Origin of the sequence: Collimonas sp., assembly GCF_039923675.1 — a bacterium.
Lineage (GTDB): Bacteria > Pseudomonadota > Gammaproteobacteria > Burkholderiales > Burkholderiaceae_D > Collimonas.
In genome coordinates this window covers 1-11,424 of record NZ_JBDTCG010000022.1, presented here as the reverse complement: position 1 = coordinate 11,424, position 11,424 = coordinate 1, and the positions used below count along the sequence as shown (strand labels likewise).

General features: G+C 56.3%; 11 protein-coding genes, 1 rRNA gene and 2 pseudogenes. 10 read left to right on the top strand and 4 right to left on the bottom strand.

The window, feature by feature from the left end; all coding sequences use genetic code 11:
• Nucleotides 1-103 (top strand): 5S ribosomal RNA (rrf, locus tag ABI171_RS06035); the annotation flags it as partial.
• A gap of 111 nt (nt 104-214) precedes the next feature.
• Here rrf and ABI171_RS06030 read toward each other — a convergent pair.
• On the bottom strand, nt 215-1,087 hold the full coding sequence (locus tag ABI171_RS06030) for a patatin-like phospholipase family protein (protein WP_348091692.1): 873 nt from the start codon (nt 1,085-1,087) through the stop codon (nt 215-217).
• 162 nt (nt 1,088-1,249) lie between these two features.
• Between ABI171_RS06030 and ABI171_RS06025 the strand changes: the two genes are divergently transcribed.
• The 7 genes from ABI171_RS06025 (at nt 1,250) to ABI171_RS05995 (ending at nt 7,504) form a co-directional block, all read left to right on the top strand.
• Entirely contained in the window at nt 1,250-1,705 is a 456-nt protein-coding gene (locus ABI171_RS06025; protein ID WP_348091691.1) for a GNAT family N-acetyltransferase, read from the top strand.
• A 213-nt stretch (nt 1,706-1,918) separates the two neighbouring features.
• Nucleotides 1,919-2,947, top strand: coding sequence for a LacI family DNA-binding transcriptional regulator (locus tag ABI171_RS06020; RefSeq protein WP_348091690.1), 1,029 nt, complete (start codon nt 1,919-1,921; stop codon nt 2,945-2,947).
• A 44-nt stretch (nt 2,948-2,991) separates the two neighbouring features.
• The gene (locus ABI171_RS06015) at nt 2,992-3,972 is read left to right on the top strand and encodes an ABC transporter substrate-binding protein (protein ID WP_348091694.1); all 981 of its coding nucleotides are present in this window, start codon (nt 2,992-2,994) and stop codon (nt 3,970-3,972) included.
• A 68-nt stretch (nt 3,973-4,040) separates the two neighbouring features.
• Nucleotides 4,041-4,814, top strand: a complete 774-nt coding sequence (locus ABI171_RS06010; protein WP_348091693.1) for an ABC transporter permease — start codon at nt 4,041-4,043, stop codon at nt 4,812-4,814.
• Between the two features lie 13 nt (nt 4,815-4,827).
• Nucleotides 4,828-5,631, top strand: a complete 804-nt coding sequence (locus tag ABI171_RS06005) for an ABC transporter permease subunit (RefSeq protein ID WP_348091689.1) — start codon at nt 4,828-4,830, stop codon at nt 5,629-5,631.
• Nucleotides 5,628-6,689, top strand: coding sequence for an ABC transporter ATP-binding protein (locus tag ABI171_RS06000; protein WP_348091688.1), 1,062 nt, complete (start codon nt 5,628-5,630; stop codon nt 6,687-6,689). The genes ABI171_RS06005 and ABI171_RS06000 overlap by 4 nt, the downstream gene beginning before the upstream one ends.
• Nucleotides 6,686-7,504 carry a phosphodiesterase gene (locus ABI171_RS05995; protein WP_348091687.1) on the top strand — a complete coding sequence of 273 codons (819 nt, stop codon included), beginning with the start codon at nt 6,686-6,688 and terminating at the stop codon, nt 7,502-7,504. The genes ABI171_RS06000 and ABI171_RS05995 overlap by 4 nt, the downstream gene beginning before the upstream one ends.
• Before the next feature lie 20 nt (nt 7,505-7,524).
• Here the strand turns inward: ABI171_RS05995 and ABI171_RS05990 are convergent, their stop codons facing one another.
• Entirely contained in the window at nt 7,525-7,851 is a 327-nt protein-coding gene (locus tag ABI171_RS05990; protein ID WP_348091686.1) for a barstar family protein, read from the bottom strand.
• A gap of 183 nt (nt 7,852-8,034) precedes the next feature.
• Complete coding sequence (locus ABI171_RS05985) at nt 8,035-8,850, bottom strand: transporter substrate-binding domain-containing protein (RefSeq protein WP_348091685.1); 816 nt, start codon at nt 8,848-8,850, stop codon at nt 8,035-8,037.
• Between the two features lie 298 nt (nt 8,851-9,148).
• Here ABI171_RS05985 and ABI171_RS05980 point away from each other — a divergent pair.
• Nucleotides 9,149-9,957: pseudogene (locus tag ABI171_RS05980) on the top strand (sterol desaturase family protein).
• 154 nt (nt 9,958-10,111) lie between these two features.
• On the opposite strand, the gene ABI171_RS05975 reads toward ABI171_RS05980, so the two are convergent.
• Complete coding sequence (locus ABI171_RS05975; protein WP_348091684.1) at nt 10,112-10,951, bottom strand: tyrosine-type recombinase/integrase; 840 nt, start codon at nt 10,949-10,951, stop codon at nt 10,112-10,114.
• Between ABI171_RS05975 and ABI171_RS05970 the strand changes: the two are divergent.
• Nucleotides 10,934-11,424: pseudogene (locus ABI171_RS05970) on the top strand (phage portal protein); the annotation flags it as partial. The gene ABI171_RS05975 and the pseudogene ABI171_RS05970 sit on opposite strands and share 18 nt — an antisense overlap.

Below are 11,424 nucleotides of genomic sequence, written 5' to 3'. Positions count from 1 at the left end.
ATAGCGAGTTGGTACCACCCCTTCCCATCCCGAACAGGACCGTGAAACGACTTTGCGCCGATGATAGTGCTGCAACCAGTGTGAAAGTAGGTCATCGTCAGGCTTTTATTAGAAAACCCTCCCCGCGTAAGCTGGGAGGGTTTTTGCTTTGCGCTTTGAAATTGCAGATTTGTGCACAGAGTTTGTATGATTTTTTGTAAAAAACATCGGCATCTTAGCGAATTTCCTCTTCCTTTCCATGGGCGTGTGGTCTAAGTGCGTCCGGAATCGTCTGCTTGTCCAGTCCTCCGGCTTCAAGCCAACGCCGAGTCTCAGCCGCTGCCCGATCAATCAGAAGCCCACACTGGCTGTAATCGTAGGGCGATACATCCAGCGGACACAAGGGGGCAACAACGGCAATCGCCGCATGCGAAGACCAGCGCTCCAGATCGGATACCAGCTGCCGCGCGACCAACAGGTTAAGTGCGCTCATGGCATGTTCAAGCGCGCCTTTAGGCTGACGCCGCTCCGCACAGGTAAATCCGGTAGTCAGCACGACGACACGTGTTGCACCCAATCGAATCGCCGTGGAGATTGGCGTATTGTTGGCGACGCCGCCATCGATCAACATGTTTCCACCCAACGAAACCGGAGGAAAAACACCTGGAATAGCGGTGCTGGCAAGCACAGCCTCCACCGCCGAGCCGGAAGAAATGACCACCTCGTTGCCGGTTTTCATCTCGGTCGCAACAACATATACCGGAAGATCAGTCTCCTCCAGCTTACGGCTGCCAAAATGCGCGTAAAGCAGTTCGCGCAATTTTGCGGAACTGACCAGGTGGGTGCCTTGGGCCCGGAAGGCGCCCAGCAAAGATAAGATCGACCACGGCATGATCTGCTGACGGCGGATGCCGCGCCACAGGAACTCCAGGCGTGTGGCGCCGGCTGCATGTGGTTGATAGGCAAAAAAGACGCTGTTGATAGCGCCGGCGGAAGCACCGACCAGGAAATCCGGACGTATGCCGGAAGCGATCAGCTCACGTAACATGCCGGCTTCGATGGCCCCAAGGCTGCCGCCACCTGCGAACACAAATGCGGTCTTTTCCATATTAGGTAACCTGTGATGAGCCATCGGCCTGCATATGGCGACGCGTATAGCCTACTCCATCATGTCTGGCGACGCCAGAGCGGCACGGAAGCAAGACCGCGCTTGGCGTTTCGCCATTCGGATAGAATTGACGTCATGATCAACGACAAATCTTGAACAAATATGCCCGCATCGAGCGTTCCGGCCGTGACCTTGGTTTCTGCAACAGAAGCTGATTTTGAAGAACTTGTCGCATTACGTATCGACGCCATGCGCGAAAGCCTGGAACGGGTTGGCCGCTTTGATCCGGCCCGGGCAAGAGAACGCTTTCGCGCCGGCTTTTCCGCTGAGTACACTCGACACGTGATGGTGAACCAACAGCGTGCAGGTTTTGTCGCAGTCAAGCCTGGAGCAGACCAACTGCTGCTGGATCATCTCTACATCCGTCCTGGCCACCAGGGACAAGGCATCGGTGCGGCGGTCCTGGCAAAAATCTTTGAAGAGGCCGACGCGCGGGCCATGCCGTTGCGTGTAGGAGCTCTGCGCGACAGTGATTCAAATCGCTTTTATCAGCGCAATGGTTTCCAGTTTCTCTCAGAGGAAGAATGGGATATCTACTATATTCGCCAGCCTCTCTAGTCGCTGGTCGCTGGCATCGCTCATCCATGCCCGCTCTCCTAAAATACGCGTAGCTGCAAGGTTTCTCTCAGCCGAATCTGATCTCGGAGGCGACTTTGTCCGCAACCGTCGGCAATACAACAGCAGCAGAATAATTTCGCTTGAGAGCTGGAACGTCATCAGTACGTAACAATGCACTGGCACGATGTAAACGTTTACATCGCGGGTTGCATCGTGCGTCCATCCATCAAACAAGTTGCTTTAGAAGCCGGCGTTTCGATCGCCACAGTATCGCGTCTGCTGAACAAGCCGGACTCGGTCAGCATCGATACCGCCGTCAAGGTAAATCAGGCGATAGAGGCACTCGGCTTCCGGCCGAACTTCACCGGCCGTAATCTGCGCGCGGGTCGTTCGCGCACGGTTGGCGTGGTGGTGCCGACCCTGTCCAACACCGTGTTTGCGCAATGTCTGCAAGGTGTCGAAATGGCGGCGCGCCGGCGCGATTATTCGGTCATGTTTACCGCCACCGAATATTGCCAGCAGGATGAAGCCGCGGCGGTGGAGCTGCTGCTGGCGCATCGCGTCGATGGCGTCATCCTTACCGTAACGGACGCCGACGCCAGCACCACGCTGGATGTGCTGGACCGCGAACAGATCCCCTATGTACTGGTGTACAACCAGCCGCAACAGAGCGCTCGGCCGTCGGTTTCGGTGGATAACCGCACCGCCGCCTATGATGCCGTCGCCTACCTGATCCGGCTTGGCCATAGCCGCATCCAGATGCTGGCCGGACAGTTCCATGCCTCGGATCGCGCCGTACAGCGTTATCACGGCTATCTGCAGGCGATGCAGCAGCATGGCCTGAAGCCGCTGGCCCCGATTGAAGTTCCGCGCCATACCTATACTTCGCTGGCCCTCGAATACCTGCACGCATTTCGCGATCCCTCGCAGCGTCCGAGCGCCTTGTTTTGTTCCAACGACCTGCTGGCGTTGAGTGCCATGCGTGATCTGCGCGCACTCGGTTTGCGCGTGCCGGACGACGTCTCGGTCATGGGCTTCGATGGCATTCCATTAGGCGAATTGATGGATCCAATGTTGAGCAGCGTCGAGCAGCCGTCCGAACAAATCGGCGAACTGGCCTTGCGCACACTGGTGACAGCGATCGAAGAACCGCAGCACAGCAGCGTGACCGCCGCATCGCACATATTGCCGCATACCGTCCGCATCGGCGCGTCGGTCAAACCATTCAACTCTCACCGTTAATACAGAAAGGAAGCAGCATGCGCTTAGCACGTGTTTTCCATGCGATGGTCGCTACCGTCGCCCTGGCCGCATCGGTCCATGCCGTTGCGCAGAACGCCATTTGCTATAACTGCCCGCCTGAATGGGCAGACTGGGCAACGCAGATCAAGGCTATCAAGGATAAGACCGGTATCACGGTGCCTCCCGATAACAAGAACAGCGGCCAGTCGCTGTCGCAGATCATCGCGGAAAAAGCCAGCCCGGTGGCCGACTTTACCTATGTCGGCGTGACCTTCGGGATTGAAGCGAAAAAGAAAGACGTGATTACGCCATACAAGCCGGCTGGCTGGAATGACATCCCGAATGATCTGAAAGACCCGGATGGCTACTGGTTCACGATCCATTCCGGCACCATGGGCATCATGGTGAATGTCGATGCCCTCAAGGGCAAACCGGTGCCGCGTTCCTGGCAGGATTTGCTGAAACCGGAATACAAGGGACTAATCGGCTATCTCGATCCGGCCAGCGCCTTCGTCGGCTATGTCGGCGCGGTGGCGGTCAACCAGGCGCTCGGCGGTACTCTGGATAACTTCACGCCAGGCATCAGCTATTTCAAAGCGCTGCAAAAAAACCAGCCGATCGTGCCTAAGCAGACTTCCTACGCGCGTCTGCTGTCTGGCGAGATTCCGATTTTATTCGGCTACGATTTCGATGCCTATCGCGCCAAATACAAGGACAAAGCAAACGTCGCCTTCGTGATTCCCAGCGAAGGAACCCTGACTGTGCCTTACGTGGTCAGCATGGTGAAAAACGGCCCGAATCCGGCCAACGCTAAGAAGGTGCTGGATTTCCTGCTCTCCAGCGAAGGCCAGGCGATCTGGGCCAATGCTTATCTGCGGCCGGTACGGGCTTCCGCGATTTCCAAAGAAGCACAGTCGCACTTCTTGCCGGCGGCAGAATACGCACGCGCCAAGTCTATCGACTACGGCAAGATGGCCGAAGTTCAGCGCGCATTCAGCGAACGCTATCAGGCTGAAGTGCGGTGACCAAGCAATTGCCGAAGCGCCGTACGCCAGCGCGGCGCCAGATATATCTGCTGTTTGCCGTGCCAGGCATGACGTTGTTCCTGGCCTTCTGGCTGCTGCCGATGTTGCGGCTGCTGGAAGTCGGCGCCAGCGGCCCCACCGGGATTGCGGCCTATTTTGCCGTAGTGACTAATCATCATTATCTGATGAGCCTGCTATCTACGTTGTTGTTGTCAGCAGTGGTGACCTTGGCGACACTGATGATTTCCTCATTCGTCGCCCTGTTTTTACAACGCAATCGCTTCGCCGGAAAATCCGTCCTGCTCGCCATGTTGACTTTCCCTTTGGCTTTTCCTGGCGTGGTGGTCGGTTTCATGGTGATCATGCTAGCGGGGCGTCAGGGCTTGATCGGCGTGGTGAGCACCTGGCTGTTTGGCGATTCCTGGGTGTTCGCCTATTCGCTTGGCGGCCTGTTCCTCGGCTATCTGTATTTTTCGATCCCTCGCGTCATCCTGACGGTCATGGCCGCAGCGGAAAAGCTCGATCCGGCATTGGAAGAAGCCGCTCGCTCATTGGGCGCCAATCCGCTGCAAGTGTTCGTCAATGTCGTGCTGCCGGCGTTGTCGCCGGCATTGATTTCATCCGGCGCCATCTGCTTCGCCACCAGCGTCGGCGCTTTCGGCACCGCATTCACACTGGCCACTAACATTGATGTATTGCCGATGGCGATCTATAACGAATTTACCAGCTACGCCAACTTTGCCATGGCGGCCGCATTGTCGATCGTGCTGGGGGCGATGACCTGGCTGGTGCTGGCGCTGGCCCGTTCATGGTCAGGCAATACCGCTGGCGCCGCAGCATAGGGCAGGGGTCAGCATGAATAAATCATTCCGTTTCTCTCTCCAGCTCGGCTTCACCTTGCTGGTATGTGCATTCCTGATCGTGCCGATCGTATTGTCGATGCTGGCAGGGATCACCGACAATTTTTTCATCGGCCTTTCCAGCGGCTTTACCACACGCTGGATAGCGCAGGTCTGGGATACTTACCAGATAACGATCTGGCGTTCGATTGCGATTGCGCTGGCCTGCCTGGCCGTCACCACCGTCGCCGGCGTGCCGCTGGCCTATATGCTGGCGCGCCACAACGGCGGTAACAGCCGTCTGGCGCGCGCCATCGAAGAACTGCTGATGATGCCTGTGGCGGTGCCCGGACTGGCCACTGCGCTGGCCCTGATCATGGCCTACGGCCAGTATCGGGAATTTCGCGGCAGCCTGTTGTTTATCCTGGTCGGCCATGTGCTGTTCACCTTGCCGTTCATGGTGCGGCCGGTGCTGGCGGTGATGCAGTCTTCGCAACTGTCGGTATTGGAGGAAGCCGCAGCCAGTCTCGGCGCCGGATTGATGCAGCGCTTTTTCGGTATCGTGATTCCCAACGTGTTTTCCGGCATCCTGGCCGGCGCATTGATGGTCGTGACTTTGTCGATAGGCGAATTCAACATCACCTGGATGCTGCATACGCCGCTGACCATGACTTTGCCGGTCGGCCTGGCCGACAGCTACGCTTCGATGAGGCTTGAAGTCGGCTCCGCCTACACCTTGATTTTCTTCGTGATGATTATCCCGCTGCTGATCGCCATGCAATGGGTAACGCACACCACACGCTCAAGAGTCCGTTTATGAAGAATGCTGTTTCCATCAAATTAGTCGGGTGCGGTAAAACATTCGCCAACGGCGCCCAGGCACTGCAGCCGATAGAACTGGAAATTCATCCAGGCGAAACCGTGGTGCTGCTGGGTCCTTCCGGATGTGGCAAAACCACGACCTTGCGCCTGATCGCCGGTTTGGAATTTCCGGATGCCGGCGGCCAGGTGTTATTCGGAGGTGAAGACGTCACCGCCTTGCCGATAGAAAAACGCGGCGTTGGCATGGTGTTCCAGAACTACGCCTTGTTTCCCAACATGACGGTCGGTGAAAATATCGCCTATGGTCTGAAAATCCGCAAGATGCCTGCCCCCCAGCGTCTGGAAAAAATTGAAGCGTTGCTGGAGATGGTGCACCTGCAAGGACTCAGCCACCGTCGCATCGACCAGCTGTCTGGCGGCCAGAAACAACGGGTTGCACTGGCGCGGGCGCTTGCGGTCGAACCCAAGGTATTGCTGCTGGACGAGCCGTTGACTGCGCTCGACGCGAAACTGCGTGAAACCCTGCGGGCCGATCTCAACCAGTTGCTGCGCAAGCTTGGCATCACCGCCATTTATGTGACGCACGATCAGAGCGAGGCGATGGCGCTGGGTGACCGCGTGGTGGTCATGGAACGTGGCAAGATCGCGCAGATCGGCAGCCCGCAAGATATCTACTATCGTCCCGCCAATCATTTTGTCGCCGATTTCATCGGCACCATGAATCGCATCACTGGCACCGCGAGTGATGGCCAGCTATGCTTTGGCGGTGGCCGGCTGCCCTGCGATACCTCGTCTGCGGACCTGCGAGCGACGTTGATGTTTCGGCCGGAAGATGTCGAAGTCGTCGCCGATGACATGGGTGGCGCCAACATGCGGGGAGAAATCCTGTCGACCTTTTTTCTCGGAGACAGGACCCGCCTGCTGATCGATGTCGGGACAGAACAGGTCGTGGTGGTTGAAACCGGCAGACGCGCATCCTGGCAAGTGGGGGAGCGCATATCGTTACGTGTTCCTGAGCATGCCTTGCTGCATTTTCACGATGAGGTGAGTGCATGATTCTGTGCCAGATTTCCGATTTGCATATCAAGGCGCATGGCAAGAAATCGTACCGGATGGTTGATACCGCAGAAAGCCTGAGGCGCTGTGTGGAAGAGGTCAATCAACTCAGGCAGCGGCCCGATGCCGTGGTGATCACCGGCGACCTGGTCGATTTCGGCCTACCCGAAGAGTACGCATTCTTGCGCCAGCTACTGCAGCCTCTGACGATGCCTTACTACCTGTTGCCGGGTAATCACGATGACCGCGCCGCCCTGAGAGCAGCCTTTCCCGATCACCTGTACCTTCGGCAGGGCAGAGACAGGATTGAATACGTGATCGATGATCATCCGCTGCGTATCGTCGCGCTGGATACGGTCATTCCACAATCCAGCAGCGGTGCATTGGCGGCTGACAGCCTGGCATGGCTGGAGCAGGTGCTGGCGGCGCAGCCGAATCAGCCGACCGTGATCGTGATGCATCATCCGCCGTTTAAAACCGGCATCGGCCATATGGATAACATAGGTCTGGCGCAGCCGCAGGCATTGGCCGCCGTGGTGCAAGCGCATCCGCAGGTGGAGCGGATTCTTTGCGGCCACCTGCACCGCGCCATCCAGGTGCGTTTTGGCGGCACGATTGCTTCGACTTGTCCCGGGGTTGCACATCAGGTGGCGCTGGATTTGAGCCCGCAGGCGGCATCCCGCTTTGTGATGGAGCCGCCGGCGTTTCAACTACACCTGTGGGATGCCGATGCCGGCTTGATCAGCCACACCGCCTACATCGGAGAATTTGACGGACCGTATCCGTTTTACGACGGTGACAAGCTGATCGATTAAGGAAAAAATGACAACGCCATCTAGCGCAGTGTCAGCTTCAGCGCCGGTTTCTCGCCGTAGTCGTCGTAACGTTCGTTGATTGCAGCGATGCAGAACTCAAGTTCTTCGATGATCTCGGCAGCGTGCTGGCGCAGTTTTTCGCTGTGCAGCACTTCAATCTCCAGCATTTCATTTTCCTTGAGCCGGAACTTGCTCATGCCGTCCTCGTCACGCAGATAACTCAGGCAATCGATCCAGGCATTCATGTTGCGGCCATAGAATTCGGGAAAGCCGAATGCCTTGGCGGATTCGTTATGGAAGCTTTCCCAGCTGGTGATGATTTCGCCATTCAGGCTTGCGGTCGGCATGTTGCTTCTCCCTGCGTAATAGATTTCATATTCCGAACTTACCACATCTTTCGCGGCAGGTTGCGAGGCGGATCTTGACGCTATGGCGGCATTGAAATCAATGTGGGCGCGAATCGACCGGGGAATTAAAAAAGGGTCCCGATTGACGGAACCCTTTTTATTCGCTGCAACCTGAGACTCAGTTTATTCGAGACTGCTGTGCAATACGCTGTCAGGTAGCGGCGCCTTGAACCAGCGCTGGGCATTGACGTTGAGCATGCCGTTTTTCTTGATGCTGGTCAGCATGGCGTTGATCCTGTTCAGCAAGGCGGTTTCGTTTTTATTAATGCCGATAAAGCAAGGCGAATCTTTCAACACGATTTTCAACTGGGTGTTCTCAGCCTGTTCCTTGGTGAACGCCGAAATCAGCACGTTGCCCGCGGCCAGCAGCTTGGATTCACCTTGCAGGTAGGATTGTTCTGCTTCCTTGCTGGTGCCGAAGCGTTTGATGGTAGCGGTAGGCGGCGCAATCTTGCTCAGCTCTACGTCTTCGATCGAATCCTTGAGGACGGCGATGGATTTGCCGGCCAGGCCGGCGCCATTTTTCACGTCAATGTTCGGCGCGCCGAAAACACCCAGATAGAACGGCGCATACGCTTGTGAAAAGTCGATCTGCTTCAGGCGTTCCGGATTCTTACCCAGGCTGGAAATCACCAGGTCGACGTGCCGGTTCACCAGCGAGGGGATACGTTCAGCGCTGGCCAGCGGCACCATATCGAGTTTGACGCCCAGTTCCAGTGCGATCATCCTGGCGATCGAGATGTCGAATCCTTCCAACGTCTTGTATTGATTATCTGCACCGAATGGCGGGGTATCTTTCGGCACCGCGATGCGAATCGCGCGCCGGCTCTGGATGTCATCCATCGCATCCGCCCGGCTTTCCATGGCTGGCAGCAAGCTGCCCGCGATGGCAATGAAATAGACAAAAATGCATGCAAATACACCGGTGTAACGCTTCACAAGAAGACTCCCAGAATGAATTGAATGTGTTCATGCCCATCCGTGATGGCGATGGCAGAGACACTGCTGCAATGCCTAGCAGCACCGGATTCTATGTCTGGGTAGAAAGTTTGTATACGGGAGAATCGAAGAAAGCCTCTAACTGTTGCGTGCTTCCCACTTAGCTTGAATAACAGGCGAAATATCGACTTCGCATCGCGGGAATTTTGGGCTGCCTCATCGTAAAAAAACTGGTGTCGCGCAAGCCCAGGGTTTACATTGACATGACTTATTCCTGACGCAAATCAAGGGTCCGTGCATGTACTTGCTTGATAAATTTTTATTATTCGTCGCGACCCCGGCCGTGCTTGTTTTCGCGCTGGTGGAAGCCGCCGTGCTGTCGCGTCGCCAACATTATGATTGGCGTGCATCCGGTATTTCCGCGCTGGATTTTGTGGTGCGCACCGGTCTCAATATCTTTGTGCCGCTGTCACTGGCGACGCCGCTGATAGGCCTGGCATATCAGCATCGCCTAGGCGTGATCCAGCTCGACGGCTGGTTCATGATGCTGTTGCTATTTATCGGCCAGGAATTCTGTTATTACTGGTTCCACCGGGCGTCGCACAGGGTGCGCTGGTTCTGGAGCAATCACGCGGTACACCACTCTCCCAACCAGTTGAATTTGTCGGCGGCAGTGCGCATCGGCATACTGAGCAAACTGGCCGGCACCGCCATGTTTTACGTGCCGCTGATATGGCTAGGCTTCAACCCGCGCATCGTGTTCGCCATGCTGCCAACCTCGAATACCTGGATGCGAATTATGGCGGCGTGCTGATCATCTTCGATCGCATGTTCGGCACCTATATCAAGGAGCGTGACGACCTGCCTTGTCGTTACGGCCTGGTGCAACCGCTGACCAGCCATAACCCGTTGCGGATAGAGTTTTTTGGATGGGCCGGCTTGCTGCGCGATCTGGCTGCGGCGCGCAGCCTGCGCGCTTTCCTTGGGTATCTGTTCATGCCTCCCGGATGGGCACCCGATGGAAATGGCAGCACCACAGAAGAATTGCGCGCGCGCCAAATTGCCGCCGACAGCCAGCGTGGCTCTTCGAAGACTTCAATCAGTTAATTGAGGATGGGGTGTGGCAGAAATAAAAAAGCCGCCATTCAGTGAATATGTGGCGGTCGAAACAACCGGGAAATATTCACTGAATGGCAGCTCAGGCTTCTGAAACAAAAGAGTGGTGGAGGCGGCGGGATCGAACCCGCCGTAAACCTAGCAATCATGCGGCCTTCGGCTTGGTAGTTGTCATAATGCTGTCATTCCCTCCGAAACGCTGCACAGCCTTGTCTCCGGCGTTCGGATCCGCGTCAGGCATCCAGCGGCCATACACCCGAGCAATCATTGTCCAGTCAGCATGGCCCATTTGTTTGGCTACCCACATTGGATGCTCACCAGCTGAAAGCATCATCGACGCATAGGTGTGGCGTGTTTGATAAGGTTTTCGATAACGAACGCCGCCGCGCTTAAGGGCATGCGCCCATAATGTTTTGCGTATCGCCTGGTCGCCATCCCAGCGCTCGTCGGTATTGGGATTTTGAAAGACCTCGTCACCCTTTAACCAAGTGAAAGATTTTTGATTCTCCAACGCCTCCAGGGCCAAAGGCAGCAATTTGACTTCACGTTTTCCAGCCGCCGTCTTTGGCTTCTCAGGCTCTTCGGCGTGCTGCGTTAGCGCTTTGCTCACATAAACGCCGCCGCGCACGAAGTCGATATCAGTCCAATTCAACGCTACGTATTCCGATGTTCGCAATCCAGTCCAGAAAGCAAACTGGATCAGGTTACGGCCTTGGCCGGTCAGGCTCTTTAAAATCGTCGCCTGTTCATCGATAGTAAACGGATCGATATCGTCTTCCTCCTTGGGTGGTTCTATCTTGCTGTAGCACCAGCCTGCAAGCGTATTGATGACCGTGGCAACAGCATCGTACTTCTTGCCCAGCCGTCGCAAGAACGCGGCGTCACTCTCGCGGGTCTGGTCGATATGTTTTACGGTGACATTGCGCAGGGCGTCGGCAATGCCGACCTGTAACTCATTGCGGAAGGCAAGGGCAGCGTCTTCCACCTGACGGACCCCGATGTGAACCAGGAGGTGTACGGCGTGCCGCAATACCTCAGTGCCTTGCAATCGGCCTGGCTTAACGAAGCGGCCACGCTGTTCCGGCGCAAGTATTACAAGAACGGTTCGCACGCCGGTTTCATTTTTTATATGACGGATCCAGCCCAGAACATCGAAGACGTGGACCAGCTGCGCCAGGCGATGCGCGACAGCAAGGGACCAGGCAATTTTCGCAATCTCTTTATGTACGCACCCAACGGCAAGAAAGACGGCACCCAGATATTGCCGGTGTCGGACGTAGCAGCGAAAGATGAGTTCTTCAACATCAAGGGCGTGACCCGAGACGACTTGCTGGCTGCACACCGCGTGCCGCCGCAACTGATGGGGATCATGCCCAACAGCGCTAGCAATTTCGGCGCGGTGGAACCTGCAGCACGCGTATTTGCCCGCAATGAATTGATGCCGTTGCAATCGCAGTT